The organism is Enterococcus nangangensis (genome assembly GCF_005405245.1).
GTDB classification, from domain to species: Bacteria; Bacillota; Bacilli; order Lactobacillales; family Enterococcaceae; genus Enterococcus_J; species Enterococcus_J nangangensis.
In genome coordinates this window covers 24,464-40,980 of the sequence record NZ_BJDR01000017.1, presented here as the reverse complement: position 1 = coordinate 40,980, position 16,517 = coordinate 24,464, and the positions used below count along the sequence as shown (strand labels likewise).

Annotated in this window: 18 protein-coding genes; 13 read left to right on the top strand and 5 right to left on the bottom strand. The window is 40.5% G+C overall.

From position 1 onward, the window contains the following. Positions 1-217 precede the first annotated feature (217 nt). From FFM57_RS06660 to FFM57_RS06645, 3 genes are all read left to right on the top strand, one after another. Positions 218-793 (top strand): GDSL-type esterase/lipase family protein, encoded by a 576-nt coding sequence (locus FFM57_RS06660; RefSeq protein ID WP_246023439.1) that lies wholly within the window; start codon positions 218-220, stop codon positions 791-793. Positions 794-971: 178 nt separating this feature from the next. Continuing rightward, complete coding sequence (locus tag FFM57_RS06655) at positions 972-1,631, top strand: SGNH/GDSL hydrolase family protein (RefSeq protein ID WP_137599750.1); 660 nt, start codon at positions 972-974, stop codon at positions 1,629-1,631. 385 nt (positions 1,632-2,016) lie between these two features. Beyond that, a complete protein-coding gene (locus tag FFM57_RS06645) occupies positions 2,017-3,024 on the top strand; it encodes an L-rhamnose/proton symporter RhaT (protein WP_137599749.1) in 1,008 nt (335 codons plus the stop codon). Positions 3,025-3,194: 170 nt separating this feature from the next. On the opposite strand, the gene FFM57_RS06640 is transcribed toward FFM57_RS06645, so the two are convergent. Together FFM57_RS06640 and argS are read right to left on the bottom strand one after the other, a co-directional pair. After that, positions 3,195-3,467 carry a hypothetical protein gene (locus tag FFM57_RS06640; RefSeq protein ID WP_137599748.1) on the bottom strand — a complete coding sequence of 91 codons (273 nt, stop codon included), beginning with the start codon at positions 3,465-3,467 and terminating at the stop codon, positions 3,195-3,197. Positions 3,468-3,565: 98 nt separating this feature from the next. Then, a complete protein-coding gene (gene argS, locus FFM57_RS06635; protein WP_137599747.1) occupies positions 3,566-5,257 on the bottom strand; it encodes an arginine--tRNA ligase in 1,692 nt (563 codons plus the stop codon). Positions 5,258-5,474: 217 nt separating this feature from the next. On the opposite strand from argS, the gene argR reads away from it, so the two are divergent. After that, positions 5,475-5,933 (top strand): arginine repressor, encoded by a 459-nt coding sequence (gene argR, locus FFM57_RS06630; RefSeq protein ID WP_137599746.1) that lies wholly within the window; start codon positions 5,475-5,477, stop codon positions 5,931-5,933. Between the two features lie 11 nt (positions 5,934-5,944). Further along, positions 5,945-7,423, top strand: a complete 1,479-nt coding sequence (locus FFM57_RS06625; RefSeq protein ID WP_137599745.1) for a phosphohexomutase domain-containing protein — start codon at positions 5,945-5,947, stop codon at positions 7,421-7,423. A 74-nt stretch (positions 7,424-7,497) separates the two neighbouring features. Here the strand turns inward: FFM57_RS06625 and FFM57_RS06620 are convergent, their stop codons facing one another. Beyond that, complete coding sequence (locus FFM57_RS06620; protein ID WP_137599744.1) at positions 7,498-8,361, bottom strand: RluA family pseudouridine synthase; 864 nt, start codon at positions 8,359-8,361, stop codon at positions 7,498-7,500. A gap of 151 nt (positions 8,362-8,512) precedes the next feature. On the opposite strand from FFM57_RS06620, the gene FFM57_RS06615 reads away from it, so the two are divergent. Next, positions 8,513-10,627 carry a PBP1A family penicillin-binding protein gene (locus tag FFM57_RS06615; RefSeq protein ID WP_137599743.1) on the top strand — a complete coding sequence of 705 codons (2,115 nt, stop codon included), beginning with the start codon at positions 8,513-8,515 and terminating at the stop codon, positions 10,625-10,627. Positions 10,628-10,696: 69 nt separating this feature from the next. Continuing rightward, positions 10,697-11,038, top strand: a complete 342-nt coding sequence (locus FFM57_RS06610) for a YlbF/YmcA family competence regulator (RefSeq protein ID WP_137599742.1) — start codon at positions 10,697-10,699, stop codon at positions 11,036-11,038. A 56-nt stretch (positions 11,039-11,094) separates the two neighbouring features. Here FFM57_RS06610 and FFM57_RS06605 read toward each other — a convergent pair whose 3' ends face one another. Continuing rightward, positions 11,095-12,060, bottom strand: a complete 966-nt coding sequence (locus tag FFM57_RS06605) for a diacylglycerol/lipid kinase family protein (protein WP_137599741.1) — start codon at positions 12,058-12,060, stop codon at positions 11,095-11,097. Between the two features lie 260 nt (positions 12,061-12,320). Between FFM57_RS06605 and FFM57_RS06600 the strand changes: the two genes are divergently transcribed. Continuing rightward, the gene (locus FFM57_RS06600; protein ID WP_137599740.1) at positions 12,321-12,830 is read left to right on the top strand and encodes a QueT transporter family protein; all 510 of its coding nucleotides are present in this window, start codon (positions 12,321-12,323) and stop codon (positions 12,828-12,830) included. A 101-nt stretch (positions 12,831-12,931) separates the two neighbouring features. On the opposite strand, the gene cbpA is transcribed toward FFM57_RS06600, so the two are convergent. Then, a complete protein-coding gene (cbpA, locus tag FFM57_RS06595) occupies positions 12,932-13,573 on the bottom strand; it encodes a cyclic di-AMP binding protein CbpA (protein ID WP_137599739.1) in 642 nt (213 codons plus the stop codon). Positions 13,574-13,711: 138 nt separating this feature from the next. On the opposite strand from cbpA, the gene rpmG reads away from it, so the two are divergent. From rpmG to FFM57_RS06570, 5 genes are all read left to right on the top strand, one after another. Then, positions 13,712-13,864 carry a 50S ribosomal protein L33 gene (gene rpmG, locus FFM57_RS06590; protein WP_137599738.1) on the top strand — a complete coding sequence of 51 codons (153 nt, stop codon included), beginning with the start codon at positions 13,712-13,714 and terminating at the stop codon, positions 13,862-13,864. A 12-nt stretch (positions 13,865-13,876) separates the two neighbouring features. Beyond that, entirely contained in the window at positions 13,877-14,083 is a 207-nt protein-coding gene (gene secE / locus FFM57_RS06585) for a preprotein translocase subunit SecE (RefSeq protein ID WP_137599737.1), read from the top strand. Between the two features lie 108 nt (positions 14,084-14,191). Beyond that, positions 14,192-14,734, top strand: coding sequence for a transcription termination/antitermination protein NusG (gene nusG, locus FFM57_RS06580; protein WP_137599736.1), 543 nt, complete (start codon positions 14,192-14,194; stop codon positions 14,732-14,734). 57 nt (positions 14,735-14,791) lie between these two features. Further along, a complete protein-coding gene (locus FFM57_RS06575) occupies positions 14,792-15,688 on the top strand; it encodes an alpha/beta fold hydrolase (protein ID WP_137599735.1) in 897 nt (298 codons plus the stop codon). Between the two features lie 74 nt (positions 15,689-15,762). Further along, positions 15,763-16,515, top strand: coding sequence for a MerR family transcriptional regulator (locus FFM57_RS06570; protein ID WP_137599734.1), 753 nt, complete (start codon positions 15,763-15,765; stop codon positions 16,513-16,515). The last annotated feature ends 2 nt before the right edge of the window (positions 16,516-16,517 follow it).

Genomic DNA, 16,517 nt, shown 5'->3' with positions numbered 1-16,517 from the left:
TTTCATAGTGCGCTTCTGCCGTAGGAAGTCATGACCCTGAAGGCTCATTGTCAAGGGCAATCGGACGGATAACAGACACACAAAAGGTACACCTTATAAAATTTGTCAAAATAAGTGTTGCCATTCCAGCAGGAGATTCAACCGCAGCTCCTAAACAAGAAAAAAAAGACCCGAAACAGGTTGGGGGGAAAAGTTATCTCTCTTTTTTGATTCAAAAATTAAGTTTGAAAACTGTGCAGTAAATGGTCGAAGTACGAAATCATTTATTGCAGAAAAGCGACTTGAAACAATTGATGAAAAGCTAGAACAGGGCGACTTTCTTTTTATTCAGTTTGGCCATAATGATCAGAAACTGGAAGATCCAACTAGAGGAACTGAGCCATTTGGTGAGTACTTAGATAATCTTCGTACTTTTACTGAAGTAGCAAAAAAAAATGGTGCTACACCGGTATTACTAACGCCTATTTCACGGCGTGATTATTTAGCAAATGGCCTTCTTAATCCGGATAGTTTAGGCCTTTATCCTGAGGCAGTTAGAAAATTTTGTGAAGAAAATTCTTTTGTTCTTCTAGATACTTTTTTAGACACCCAAAAGTGGTTAGAAGGGCACACCCAAGTAGAAACAAAGCAATTCTTTTTAAAAGGGAAGTCTGGAGAATTACTAAACTATCCTGATGGAGTAGATGATGACACTCATCTGAATGAAGAAGGTGCCATTAAAGTTGCTGAAATAGCGGCAAATGAAATAGCCAAAAGCTCCTTAGATTTAAAAAGATACCTTGTGAATAACTAATAAAGGCAAAATAGGATTGGTCACTAAAAAATAACAAATGGTACGCAGATTTTATAAGGAGTTTTCTTGTAAAATAAGTTAAAATTAAAATTTTAGTTATCTATCATTAATAAAAAAAGAATATAAGGAAGTAGGACACTTCTTTATATTCTTTTTTTTCAATAAGAAAAGGAGAAAAATGATAAAAGACAATATTGATTTTCACAACGTAGAAGAATTTGTTTATAATCCTAAAACACATGGCTATAAGTTATCCCGAGTTCCTGGAAATATTCGTGAAAAATTAAATGAAAAAGCTCAAGGGATGGCCTATAATACTTGCGGCGTAGAACTTCGATTTTTTATGGAGTCGGAAGAAGTTAAGCTTAAATTTTCGAGGCACATAGGTGGAGATAACATACTAAACCACGGCATCGTCACTGTATATCAAGGGGATATTCAAACTTCTTATGAGCTGTCTAATCAAATTATTTCTTTAAGTGAAAGTGAAATTACCCTTAAAAAGAAATATTTGTTCAAAAATGGATTGCAAAAAATTTCGCAATCGTTTAATCCAGAATTAATACGAGTCATTTTACCTTATGATTGGGCTCACGAATATTTAGGAGTAGAAGGCCTGGTGCGTTTGCCAAGTAAAGCAGACTATCCTCCTGATTCATTTATTGCTTATGGTTCATCCATCACACATGGGGGTAGCGCTACATTGAGTAGCAATAGCTATGTTTTTAAGTTGAGTCAGAAATTAAAAAAGGATTATTACAATCTTGGATTTGCAGGAAGTTGTCAGCTTGATAAAGAAATTGCAGAGTTTCTAAGAGATAAAAATGGGATTTTTTAATCTTAGAACTGGGAGTTAACGTACTTTCTTGGGAAAATAAATATTTTCAACAAAAAACTAAAAATTTTTTGGAAATTATAAGCAGTACACGTAATGTGGGGCCAATTTATTGCATTGGACTGTATCGTAAAGAAAACGATTTATCGAAGAATCTAAAAAATCAGGAGTTTAGACAGATTTTAGAACAAGAGTCAAATGAATATCCACAGATTAAATATATGAATGGTTATGATTTGTTATCGTCGTATCAAGGATTATCTATCGATGGATTGCATCCATCTGACTTCGGTCATGACTTGATTGCAAGCTCTTTAAGCAAAAAAATTTAGTCTCATACTTAAAGTTATTAAATAAAAATAAATATTTATTATTGGAGAATAGAAAAATGATTCAAGGTTTACTAGTATTAATTACCGCTGGTTTTTTTCAAGGGACCTTTGGTTTAGGAATGAAAAAGTATACCCCTTTTAGTTGGGAAGCTTTTTGGGCACTATTTTCAGTAGTTTCCATGATTCTAGTCCCACTAATCTGGATTTCCATAGAAATACCCAATTTTGGGGAATATCTGATTTCTACCCCTGTGGAAATAATTTTGCCTGTGGTATTTTGTGGTTTTATTTGGGGCATAACGGCTATCGGTTTTGGTAAAGCTATTGATACTATTGGCATGAGTTTAACCTACGGAATATCAATGGGAAGTTCGGCTGCAATTGGTTCGCTTGTCCCGCTATTTATGAATTCTTCAAAACCGACTAGTTTGTTTTTAGTATTTTTTTTGCTAGGATTATGTATTATGCTATGCGGAGTTGTCTTTTTGACGAAAGCTGGTTTAGTAAGAGAGCAAGCTACAAAAAAGAATAATACTTTAAATCGTAGTAAATTTAATTTAGGGTTAGTAATTGCACTAGCTTCGGGTATTGGTTCAGCTGCACAAAACATAGGTTTTTCATACGCTGATTACACTTCTAAGTTGGCAATAGCTGATGGAGTCAGTGGAAAGAGTGCTAGCTTATTAGGTTGGTTGATTATCTTTTTAGGTGGTTTTATCGCTAATTTTACGTATCCTTTGTTTCTTTTATTTAAAAATCATAAGTTCTCTGATTACAAATCATTAGGGGCTAAGGTAGGTTTCTTTAAAGTGATGGCTACTGGAATGATTTGGTTCGCAGCTTTAGGTTTTTATGGAAAAGCTACATTCTTGTTAGGCAATTACGGAACTGTTGTAGGGTGGATTGGATTTAATGCTTTAGCGTTAATTATCAGTAGTATTTGGGGACTTATCGACCATGAATGGCAGAGCTCGATTAGGGCAAAAAAAATAATGTTTACTGGGAATGCTATCTTAATTATTTCGTGGATTGTTATTGGTTTAACTAACTATGTGCTTTCATAATGGTAAGTGCCCAACCTCTCAGATTTATCAAATCTTGAGGCCTAGTTACCATGGGCAGACAGAGTTAGAATTGCTTGTAAATAAAAGGGGCAACCACAGCTACATACATTGTAGAACTGTGATTGCCTATTTGGTGTATACTCGACAATAAAGGAGAGCTCCATCATTTTTTAATTAGGTAATAAGACAAGCCAACTAATCAGGCTGCCTAAAGAGAGTAGCCCCAAAGATAGTGACCAGAGTACTTGTTGGCTACGGAAACTTTGATGATATTTTTTTAAGGCAATGATGGCACCAATCAAAAAAAGAAAGGTGGCATCAAGAAAGAGGCGTTCAGAAAAAGTTTGGTGGAAATAGAGCTGCCAAGTGACAAGCCCAACCAAAAGGGTGCCTAAGACACCAGCAATCCACAATGGACGATAATTTTTTAAAACCAAGCGCATTTTTGAACCTCCTTTTCTTTTGCTCTTAAGAAAAGAATACCTGATTTTTAGCTGACGTACATCAGACTAAAGGCTGAAATCTTAAGAAAGTTTTACGATTACATTTCTTCGGGTGCGTGAATGCCGAGTAAGCGCAAGTCTTCTTTTAATAAAGTCTTCACAGCGTAAACTAAAGCGAGGCGCGCTGGTTGTTCTTCATCAGCCACGAGAATTTTTACGTTGGCGTAATATTTATTGAAAGCTTGGGCCAATTGAATGGCATGTTTAGCAATGACGGAAGGTTCAAAGTTATTGCTAGCCCGCAAGACGGTTTCTGGATAGCTTTGTAAAAGTTTGATGACTTCCCAAGCGTTTTCGTCAGTGAGGGCGTAGGTGATGTCGGCAGCTGGCGTGAAGTTAGCTTTCCGTAAAATAGAAGCACTGCGGGCATGAGTATATTGGACGTAAGGCCCGGTTTCGCCTTCAAAGCGGACGACTTCTTCTAGATTGAAGTCGAAGTTGTTGAGACGATCATTTTTCAAGTCGTGGAAGACAACGGCGCCTACGCCGACTTGGTGCGCAACTTCATCTTGGTTCGGTAAATTAGGATTTTTAGCTTGGATTTGTTCTTTCGCAGAAGCGATGGCATCGTTTAAAACTTCTTCTAGTAAAATAATTTTCCCTTTACGGGTGGATAATTTTTTGCCGTCTTTTGTAATTAAACCAAAAGGAATATGGTAGATATCATCAGCCCAGTCAAAGCCTAATTCTTTTAAGACAGCCTTCATTTGTTTAAAGTGGATGGATTGTTCGTTGCCCACCACGTATAAAGATTTAGCAAAGTTATAATTTTCTTTGCGGTAAAGAGCGGCAGCTAAGTCCCGAGTCATGTAAAGAGTGGCCCCGTCTGATTTTTTAATGAGGGCTGGATTCAAGTCATACGCGCTGAGGTCGACGATTTCCGCGCCTTGATCAAGTTTTAAGAGGTGTTTTTCTTCTAACAGCGTCACGACTTTGTCCATTTTGTCATTGTAAAAAGCTTCGCCATTGTAGGAATCAAAGGAAACTTCCAACATGTCGTAAATTTTTTGGAATTCTTTTAAAGATTCGCTGCGGAACCATTGCCAAAGTTCGAGGGCTTCGCTATCATTTTCTTCTAGTTTTTTAAACCAAGCCCGTGCTTCATCATTTAATTCTGGTTGGTTTTCTGCTTTTTCGTGGAAATCTACGTAAAGACGTAGTAATTCCTTGATTGGTGCAGCTTTCACCGCGTCTGCTGTGCCCCATTTTTTATAGGCTACAATCAGTTTACCAAATTGGGTACCCCAATCCCCCAGGTGATTAATTTTGTAAGGAGTGTAGCCAATTTTTTGGGTAATGTTGGCTAAGGCATTGCCGATGACAGTGGAGCGTAAGTGACCCATGGAAATAGGTTTAGCAATGTTAGGTGAAGACATGTCAATGGTAATGGTTTCGCCATTACCGATGGTGGCATCACCGAAATGTGTACCGGCAGTAATAATTTTTTGTAAGACGTGACTAGAAACTTGTCCCTTGTCTAAGAAAAAGTTTAAGTAAGGGCCGACTGCTACGACTTGTTCAAAGTCTGTACTGACCATTTTTTCAGCTAAGTCAGCCGCAATTTTTTGTGGAGCTTGTCGTAAACTTTTGGCTAAGACGAAAGTTGGAAAAGCCCAGTCGCCATGGGTTTTAACTTTGGGACGTTCTAATAAATTTTCAATTGTTGCTAGGTCTAATTGGTCTTTTAAAAGGGTGTAAATGGCGCTAGCCACCAGTGTTTTTTCTTCCATAAATAATTTCCTCCATAATAAAAAACAGGCTTCCTAAGAAGAACCTGTCCAGATTGTGAAATTCATAGAACATTATAGCAAAAAAAAGCAGTAAATACTAGTTGTGTTCCTTGATAAGTGGGAGTTTACAAAAAATAAAGTACCAAAAAAATTTCTACTAAATTTTGCTGGGAAATTTGGTATAATTAACTCAATGCAAGCGAAATGGAGGATACTCATGAAAAAAAGTGATCGGCAAGCACTCTTAACCCAAATTGTAGCGCAAAATACGGTGGAAACCCAAGAGGAGTTACTAAATCTTTTAGCTAGTGCCGGCGTCCAAGCTACCCAAGCGACGATTTCCCGCGATATTCGCGAACTGCGCATTGTTAAAGCACGTAATGCAGAAGGGCAAACGTATTATCATCTTTACCAAGAACAAGCCATTGATGCAGATCAACACTTAACTGAGATGATGCAAGACATGGTTTCTAAAGTGGATCGCGTGCAATTCATGACCATCATCCACACGACGACGGGGACAGCGGACTTAATCGCTGATTTACTTGACGCTTTGAATTCACCAGAAATTGTCGCCACTTTGGCAGGAACCAATACGGCGCTTTTAATTTCCCCAGATGAAACAGCAGCGCAAGCTATTTACGATAAAATTAATGAAATGATTGCCAAAAAATAAGGAGCACAACCATGGAACTTACTCGTTTACAAAATGGTTCAGATATTCGCGGCGTAGCCTTAACTACGCTAAAACACGTCGCCACTCTAACCCCAGAAGCCGTAACGAAAATTGCTGTGGGGATCGAAAAGTGGTTACGGGAAAGTAAACACTTAACTGGCAATTTAAAAATTGCCATTGGGATGGACTCGCGTTTAACCGGGCCGAGCTTATACGAAGCGCTACTCTTAGGTTTTTCGGCGCAAGTGACGGTGTTAAAAGTGGGCCTAGCAACGACACCGGCGCTGTTTATGGCAACGCAATTTAAAGAGGTAGCAGCGGATTGTGGCGTGATGATTAGTGCTAGTCACTTGCCCTTTGAATATAACGGCTTAAAATTTTTTACTGCCACAGGTGGTGCTGAAAAAAATGATATCGCTTTTATTTTAGAAAAAGCTGAAACTCCGCAAGGAAGCGGTATGCCTAAAGTCGTCACGAGTGCGTTGATGTCTTTATATAGCGCTGATTTAGTTCGTAAAATTAAAGTAGGCACCGGATTAACAAATGAACGACCTTTAGCCGGCTATCACATCATCGTTGATGCCGGTAATGGTGCCGGGGGCTTCTTTGCCGAAAAAGTGTTACAACCCTTAGGTGCCGATACTTCAGGTTCGCAATTTTTAGATCCAGATGGTCATTTTCCTAATCACGTCCCTAATCCAGATAATCCAGCAGCAATTGCCAGCATTCAAGCGGCTGTTTTGGCTCAAGGCGCCGACTTGGGGATTATTTTTGATACCGATGTGGACCGTGGGGCGGTCATTACGCATGACGGCGTGGCGATTAATCGCAATAATTTAATTGCGTTACTTAGTGTCTTGTTGTTAAAAAATCACCCGGGAGGCACGATTGTGACAAACTCGCCGACGTCAGCCCATTTGGAAGATTTTATTCAAACTTTAGGTGGTCAGCAAGATCGCTATATTTCTGGTTATCGCAATGTCATTAATCGCGGGCTTGCCTTAAATGCCGCGGGCACCTATTGCCCTTTAGCCATTGAAACTAGCGGGCACGCTGCCTTTAAAGAAAACTATTTTCTCGATGACGGCGCCTACGTGGTGGCTAAAATTTTAATGGCTTTGCCGCAATTAAAAAAAGAAAAGAAGACGTTACTCAGTTTGATTGCTGATTTAAAACAACCACAAGAAGCTCACGAATATCGTTATGCTTACGAAAACCCAGCAGATGATTCTTTAGGGGAGCAGGTTTTAAATACGTTGCCTGATTTTGTCGCCGATTTTCCTGAATGGCAAGAAGTTTTGCCTAATGCGGAAGGCGTTCGCGTTAATGTTACGGGGCGCTTTGGTGCGGGGTGGTTCTTGTTACGGAAAAGCCTCCATGAACCCTTACTAGTATTACAACTAGAAAATGATCAACAAGGAAAAAATCAAGTAGTCTTGAAGGAGTTAACGAAGTTCTTACAGCGCTTTGCCTTGGTTATCCCTAAATAAAAAATGCACCTGCTCTTGGCATTTGCGGCTCAACAAAGGAGTTAGCAAAACAGCCACGAACAGGTGCTTTTTATTTAAAATAAACTAGGTAAGGCTTCAACGTGGATTTTTTCTTGCGTAAAAGGATGCGTTAAGTCAAGGGCCACGGCGTGTAAGGCTAAGCGCTCACCGCTTTTAGCGTGGGGATTATACAAAGGATCGCCAATTATCGGATGCTGAATACTGGCCAGATGGACGCGAATTTGGTGGGTGCGGCCGGTTTCTAATTGCAACATAAGGCCACTTTCATGGGGCGTATGGTAACATACTGTAACGTGAGTGCGGGCCGACTGACCATTTTTTTCATCCACCACTCGTTTGCGGCGGTCGTGGCGATGGCGACCAAGAGGAGCATCAATGACGAATTCTTTTTTTGCTACGTTGCCGACCACTTGAGCTTGATAGGTGCGATAGACTTTTTTTTCTGCTAAGAGGCGCCCTAAAATCGGTAAGACTACAGGATTTTTGGCAAAAAGCAAAGCACCAGAAGTTTCTTGGTCTAAACGATGAACGACATAAGGAGCCTGTTGTTGGCCTGCTAAGTAGGCAGCGACGTGGTTGAGCATCGTTTCATTTTCTTGTGGGGCATTGGGATGAGTTTTAATTCCTACTGGTTTATTGACGATCAGGATGTCTCGGTCCTCATAAAGCACGTGGACCAAGGCGGCATTTCCTAAAAGAATATGAGCTTCTGGGTAGTCGCTAGCTAAAAAAGTTAGCTGCAAGGTATCACCAGGCTGTAATAGCGTATGAAAAGGTTGGCTCACCCCGTTCACTAAAACATTACGCCGCGTACGTAAAAAGTGGCGGACTTTCCGCGGTAATAATAATTCATTTTGCAAATATTCCGTGATGGGTTGGACAGGGACGTTTGCTGCCACTTGTACCGTGAGTTCCATGTTGTACTCCTTTTCTTTTAAATTTTCTTAAGCTTCCCCAAACTTTTTTTAAATTTTCGTCAGGGTTTTGTCATTTGTTTTCTAGCATGCTATGCTACGTTCAGTAGGCAATTATAACATAGAAATTTCCTAAGTTGAAAAGGAGTTTACCATGAAAGTTTTACAAGAAAAATTGGGGCAGTTTTGGCAGTGGCTCAAGCCTCATTTAAAAAATATCCACCAAGCACGAAAACGAATTTGGAAAAAGTATCATATTCATAAAATATTTTTACTGGCGGTCTTGTTAGTCGTCTTAGTCACTAGCGCGTATTTATTTTATCTCGCCAAACAAGCCAATGTGGCTACTTTAAAGTCTTCCCTCGAACAAGTGACCACCGTCTATGATAAAGATGAGGATCAAGCTGGAACGTTATATGGTCAAAAAGGGACTTACGTGGAACTAACGGAAATCTCGCCGTTAATTCAAAAAACAGTCGTCGCCACTGAAGACAAGCGTTTCTACCAACACCACGGTTACGACCTGAAAGGGATTGCCCGAGCGGCGGTGGGGATTCTCACCAGTGGTCACATTACAGGGGGCGGTTCGACCCTCACTCAACAGTTAGCCAAAAATGCTTACTTAACGCAAAAGCAAACTTTTGACCGCAAAGCGCGGGAGCTTTTTTTAGCCATCGAAATTGAAAAAAATTATTCCAAAGATGAAATTTTAGCGATGTACTTGAATAATTCTTACTTTGCCAACGGTGTTTGGGGCGTAGAAGACGCTTGTCAAAAATATTTCGGTCATTCAGCTAAAGAAGTGACCGCCGGTGAAGCAGCAATTTTAACGGGGATGCTAAAAGGGCCAGGCATTTATAATCCTATTGATAATCCCGACAACGCCACGGAACGCCGCAATACTGTCCTTTCTGTGATGGTAGAAAATAATGTTATTTCTAATGAAGAGGCGCAAGCGCAAAAAAATATTGCAGTAGCCAGTTTACTCCATGACAATTATTCTAATTCCGATAAAGGGTACAAGTATCCGTGGTTCTTTGATGAAGTGATTCGGGAAGCAGAGAATCTGTATGGAATTTCTGATAGTGACTTATTAAATAAAGGGTATAAAATTTACACGACGTTAGGTCAAAATATCCAAAGTTCCATGCAAAATACTTATGATAATAGTAGCCTTTTCCCGGCTGATGCCGCTGATGGCACGATGGTCCAATCGGCTTCCATCGCCATTGATCCTTTAACTGGCGGGGTCTTAGGTGTTGTAGGGGGCCGTAATGAGCACGTCTTTTTGGGCTTCAACCGGGCCACCATGTCTAAAATTTCCCCAGGATCAACGATTAAGCCGATTGTCTCTTATACACCAGCCCTAGAGTCGGGGATGACACCTGATAGTATGGTGGAAGACAAGTTACAAGAATATTATCCTGATGGGACCAACCTCGGAGGGGAATACACGGGGGAGATGCCCATGTATGAAGCTTTAGCCCATAGTGTCAATATGCCAGCCGTCTGGCTCTTACACAAAGTGGGACTAGAAACTGGCTTTAAAAAGGCTGAGCAATTCGGTTTGAAATTAGCGGAAGAAGATAAGTATTGGGGCTTAGCCTTAGGTGGTTTAACCACCGGGGTCTCCCCACAAATGATGGCTTCGGCTTATACTGTTTTTGCTAATGAAGGAAAACGGATTACCCCCCATTATATTAAAAAAATTGTCGACTCCACCGGCGCCGTAGTGGCCCAAGCTAATCCAGAAACGACGCAAGTGACGACAGCTAAAGTTGCCGAAGAGATGACCTCCATGTTACAAGGTGTTTTCTCATCCGGAACAGGTGTCAATGCACAACCGGATAATTACACGATGGCTGGAAAAACAGGAACCACCGAGACAACGTTTGGTGAAGGCACGAAGTATCAATGGATTGTGGGTTATACACCAGACGTGGTGATTGCGTCTTGGCTAGGCTATGATAATACGTCTGAAGATCATTATCTCGCTACCACTAGTGGCAGTAGCGGTGGTTTAGCCCGAATTTTCCGTAATGAAGCCAATGAGCTTTTACAATACACTAGCGGGCAAGATTTTGCGGTAGCTGATGCTAGCCAAAAAGATAATGAAAAAGAAGCAAGTGACAATAGTAACAGTAATTGGCAAGAATTTGGCGATAAAGTCAAAGAAGGCGCAGATTACTGGGGGGGCCGCTTGAAAGAGGGCTTTGATAAAGCGACAGACTCAGTGAAAAACTTTTTCGATGGCTTACTGGGGGATTAAGATTTTCATCTGTCGCAAAAAATGCTACACTTATTAACAGTTAGAAAAAATATCTAAGGAGTGACTCACGTGACCAATATCTACGATACGGCCCACCAATTAGAAAGAGAATTACGAGATACACCCGAGTTTAAAACATTGAAGGAAGCCCATGAAAAAGTAACGGCTAATAAAGAGAGCAACGAACTTTTTGAAGAGTTCCGGGCGTTTCAAATGATGTTACAAGAAAAACAAATGACGGGAGCTCAATTTTCCGATGAAGATATTTCCCGTGGTAATGATCTTTCCACGCGGGTGCAAGCCGACGAATTAATCGCTGGCATGATGGAAAAAGAACGAGCTTTTAGTATCATTGTCAATGACTTAAACGGCATCATTATGGCGCCAGTCAGTGAACTTTACGCAAAATAAAAGTAAAAAGAAAGAAGAGCTGCTTTTCCTTAAAGGAGGGCAGCTCTTCTTTGATGTTAAAACCAAAATAAACCTTCTGTCACATTAAAGGTAAAGTCATACGATTGTTTCGACCAAATTTCACCATCTAATTGGGCGTATTGCGGAATCGTACTGACTAAACGTAAATTTTCCGTCTTATAGTGGTGAAAGAGGCGATGACGGGTATGCTTTTGCTGAATGAGTAAAATAATCAGCCAGATAATACTAAAGGGATTCACTTTTTCAATCATCGCTAAATCTAAATTTTTTTCATACGCATCGGCCATTGGTGCAATTTTAATCCCTCCGCCAAAATAAGGGTGGTTGGTGATGGTACAAAGATAAGCTTTATTAAAACCATCTTCATGACCATTGGCGTGGACGGTAATGGGAAAACCTTTCTGGCGGAAAAGTTGCTCCACGATGGATAACGTATAAGCGAGGTTTCCTAAGTGAAATTTATTCAGCGTGCTTTTAGAAGCAGAATCGTTAGTGGCATTAACAATACTAGCATCTAAGCCAATGCCTAGGTTATTCACTACCACACCACTTTTACCCGTGATGCCTTCTTGATATTGCAAAAGTTGGACCGTCTTAGGTGTCGTCGCCTGTAAAATTTGTTGCCAAGCTGTTCTTGGATTGCGAGAAATTCCCACACCGCGGGAAAAATCATTACCGGAACCAGAGGGAATATAAGCCACGGGAATTTTTAAACCGTCAGGGTACAAGGCGTTCATCACCTCATGTAAGGTGCCGTCACCGCCAATCACCACTAACAAAGGAATTTCTTCTTCGGGATTGTCTGTATGAAAGCTAGCGTCGAAAGGACGTAGTTGGGGTTTTAATTGTTGAATAATCGTTAATATATGGCCGGGATACTCAGAATAGTGGCTAGTATACGTCACACTGTCTTTTGCTAGTCCTAAAATGAGTTCAGCATTTTTTTTCGCATTGCCACTAGCGGCGTGCTCGTTAATAATAAAATGATAATGAATACTCATAATGACCTCCTCTCTGGGACATTATAGCAAAGTGTCTGATAATTAAAAAGTTGAAAATATTTTTTTGCTGAATTTTTTTAACAATCAGCAGCTCAAAGTTCGGTAGCGGCTGAAAATTTGGCGGTATGCCTGCCTACAAGGACTGCTAAATTCGTCAGGGAGGTAGACGAAACGATTTTTTTTCGGTAGAATGAATAAGGATTTATCCGCGCAGTTCATCAACCATCCTGCGTTAACAAAACTAGGAGGAGGAAAAGAAAATGAAAGTCAGTCAATCACAAACCAAATCGACGCAAAAAACGATGGTCTTAGTGGCCAATGCCATGATCGCCGCCTTATACGTGGCTTTATGTTTTGTGGGGCCAGCCAGTGGTGCGATTCAATTTCGTGTATCGGAAAGTTTGAATCACGTGGTGGTCTTTAACCGCAAACTAATCTGGGGTGTTTTGCTAGGGGTCGTGATTTTTAACCAATTTTTTGGTTATGGCTTAATGGACACCTTATTCGGTGGGGGCCAAACTTTCTTGGCATTAGGTTTAAGTGCCTTGTTGCAAAAGAAAATTAAAAATGTCTACCTGCGTTTAAGTTTAAATGTGCTTTTCTTTACAGGGAGCATGTTTCTGATTGCCATTATGCTTAACATTACTGCTGATGCACCATTTTGGGCTACTTATGCTTCATTAGCCATTAGTGAGTTTATCATTATGGCACTTTCAGCACCAGTCATGTATTTTGTTAACCAAAAAATTCATTTTGCTGAACGATTTTAAGAGAACAAAAAAGCAGATCGTCTTAACAGGCGGTCTGTTTTTTTGTGAGTAGGACGCAAAAAAAGACTCAGCCGAATTGTCCGAGTCTTTTTGGCAATCGTTTAATCAGGATTCCGCAAGTCTTCAACGTCCACGACTTCAAACCCTTTTTTCTCTAAACGCGTTTTGATATTTTCCACCACTTCTTCATCGGCATCTGTCGGTAAAGTCATGAGGGTCCGCCGATATTTATCGGTTTTACCAATATCTAAAGTGATACAGCTTTCAATGCTACAATATTTGGCGACAATTTTAGCAATCGCTGCTAAATCTCCTTGTTTGCCTGAAGAGGCGATGGTGAGGACATAACTACCAGCCCCCACATTCCAAGATTCAGAAAGCATCCCTAAAAGTTTGGAGTGGGTTAAAATGCCATAGAAGTGATTGTCTTCGTCTAATACAGCGATATAAGGCAACTCTTTGATGGTAAAGAATACTTTAAAGAAAGATGAGTCAGTATAGATAAACTTCGTAGCATTTTTTAATAAATAAGTTACCGGTAAATTCATATCGCCACCGTTGGCTTTATGCCGGTAGATGTGCATTTTGTAAATATTTCCCCGGAAAATTTCTCCCGTCTCGTCGAGAATTGGCACACAACGGAAACCGGATTCTTCTAAAATTTCCAAGGCTTCTTGTAAGGTGGCCGTTTCATCCACGGTGGTCAAACGATCTTTGGTCATCACCAACGATTTAATAAGCATAGACATTCCCTCCAATGAAAAACAGTTTTTCTGATTCCATCTTAACATATTCTCATTTTAAAGCAAAACCCGAATTGACACTTTTTTTAATTAATGGTAATGTTATCCTTGTGAAGTTATCGAAATGGGAGGTTTTTCATGGCTGCCAAAAAAGTCGCCTTAGCATGTACCGTGTGTGGTTCGCGAAACTACACAAAATCGGTCTCTGAAGGTAAAAAAGATCAACGACTAGAAATAAATAAATTTTGTAAATACTGCAATCAATACACATTGCACAAAGAAACAAAGTAAGGAGGAGTACTTATGGCTAAAGATAAAGCAACAGGCGAAAAAAAAGTTGGTTTTGTTAAAAGTGTTTTTAACGAAATGAAATTAGTGACTTGGCCTAGCAAAAAACAATTACGGAAAGATACCTTAGTGGTTATTGAATCTTCTATTTTATTTGCCGTCATGTTCTGGTTGATGGATACTGTCATCACTAAAGCAATCGGCTTAGTCATTAAAAATTAATAAAGGGCTTTGCCTTTTATTTTTGAAGATGCTATAATCAATGTGCTGAAAAAACTTCGTGCGTCGCCGAGGTTTTTTTATTTTGACAAATAAATTGGAGGTTCACCAATGGAATCTTTTGAAAAACAATGGTATGTCTTACATACTTACTCAGGTTATGAAAATAAAGTAAAAACGAATATCGAATCTCGGGCTCAGAGTATGGGGATGAGTAACTTAATTTTTCGGGTAGTCGTACCAGAAGAACAAGACACCGAGGTTAAGGGCGGAAAAACGAAAGAAACCACGCGGAAAACTTTCCCAGGTTACGTTTTAGTAGAAATGGTCATGACTGATGATTCTTGGTATGTTGTACGGAATACGCCAGGGGTAACTGGTTTTGTAGGCTCTCATGGGGCCGGCAGTAAACCAGCGCCACTTTTACCAGAAGAAATTAATTCAATCTTAAAATCAATTGGGATGAGTACGCGGACGACAGAACTAGAAGTTAGTGTTGGGGATACGTTACAAATCATCGAAGGTGCTTTCAGCGGCTTAGCTGGGGAAGTTACCGAAGTCGATTACGAAAAAGAAAAATTAAAAGTCAACATCAACATGTTTGGTCGGGAAACTTCTACCGAGTTAGACTTTGATCAAGTAGACCATATTTAAAAAGTAAAACAGGATTTCACGCAAGTGGAGTCCTGTTTTTTTGAAAGGAGCAAAACGATGAAAAAATATCTCACCAGTTTGTTAGTTGTAAGTGTGCTACTTTTAGTAGGATGCCAGAGGAATACTTCGAAAACAACGAATAACACAAATGAAGCGTCCGTTAGCACAACCACGGCTACCAGTTCAACTACTGCTAGTAGTGCAGCCGCCCCGTATGCTTATTCCGACACACCAACGCTTTTTATTCATGGTTATGCTGGTACGGTGGGGAGTTTTCGTGGGGTGTTACAACGCTTAACGCAAGATGAAGCTGGGAGTCTGCAACTGACCTTAACGGTGGCTAGTGATGGTACCGTGGCAAGTCAAGGGGAGCTTTCCGGCAACAATCCCTTTATCCAAGTTTTATTTACCGATAGTAAAAATAATGAATGGAATCAAGCGCAATGGTTAGCCAACTGTCTTAAGTTTTTAAAAACGCAGGGTGTAGAGACAGTGAACCTAGTGGGTCATTCCATGGGGGGCGTTTGTAGTTTACGTTACTTAACGACCTTTCCTCAAGATGACAGTGTGCCGGAAGTCGCAAAATTTATTTCTATCGCCGCGCCGTTTAACGAGTTTGTAACTTTAGCCAGTGGGGAGACCTTAGCAAGTTTAGCAGCCAATGGCCCCAGCAACGAATCACCGCGTTTTCAAGATTTAGGACACAAATTAAATCAATTGTCCCCCAACTTACAATGGTTAAACCTCGCTGGTGAGTCTGATCCCAATGACCCTAATGCCGGGGATGGCAATGTGCCGCTGCCGAGCGCGGTGAGTATGGCCGCGGCTGCTAAAAATGCTGGTCTGACCTATGAAGAACACGTTTTTGTCGGAGCGAATACTCAGCACTCACAACTCCATGAAAATACTGAAGTTGATGCAACTGTCGCTGACTTTTTATGGGGCCAACCTTAAAGTGAAAAAAGGGAAATTTTTTTCTTGACCTTGACGTTGCGTCAAGGCTTATCCTGTGAATAGGAGGTGGTATCTTGGAATACTCTATTGAAGAGCTAGCCCGCTTAAGTGGAGTCAGTTCCCGTACATTGCGCTATTATCATCAGCAAGGCTTATTGTTGCCGCAACGGGTGGGGGCCAATGGTTATCGGTATTATGGCCCCCAAGAAGTTGATTGCTTGCAACAAATTTTATTTTTTAAAAGAATGGGCTTTTCTTTAGCTCAAATAAAAGTTGCTCTAGCTGCTGATAATTTTGACTTTGTAACGGTCTTGGGCCAACAGAAAGTCCAGCTGGAAGCCCAAAGAGAAGTACTCAACCAGATGCTGGCCACCGTGGAACAAACTATTCGTTATTACAAAGGAGAAGAAAAAATGACCGATGAAGCAAAATTTGCAGCTTTTAAAGAACAACAAATTGCCGACAATGAGAAAAAGTTTGGCGCCGAGATTCGTGCTAAGTATGGGGAAACGACAATTGATGAGAGTAACGCTAAGTTGCGGGGAATGAGTCTAACTACTTATCAAGAGATGCAAGCAATTGAAGGCAAATTAATGGAACAGTTGCAAAAATTCGTCGCCGAAAATTTGGCGGTGACTAGTGAGGTGGCCGAAGAAATTTATCAGCTGCATCGCCAGTGGCTTACCTATTCTTGGCCTGATTACTCTTTAGCCGCCCACCAAGGTTTGGTGGCGATGTATCTTTCAGATGAACGTTTTCAAAAGTACTATGATCGTTTTGGTGCGGGCTTGACTCAAGCCCTCGTGGATATCGTGCTGAGTCGTTAAAA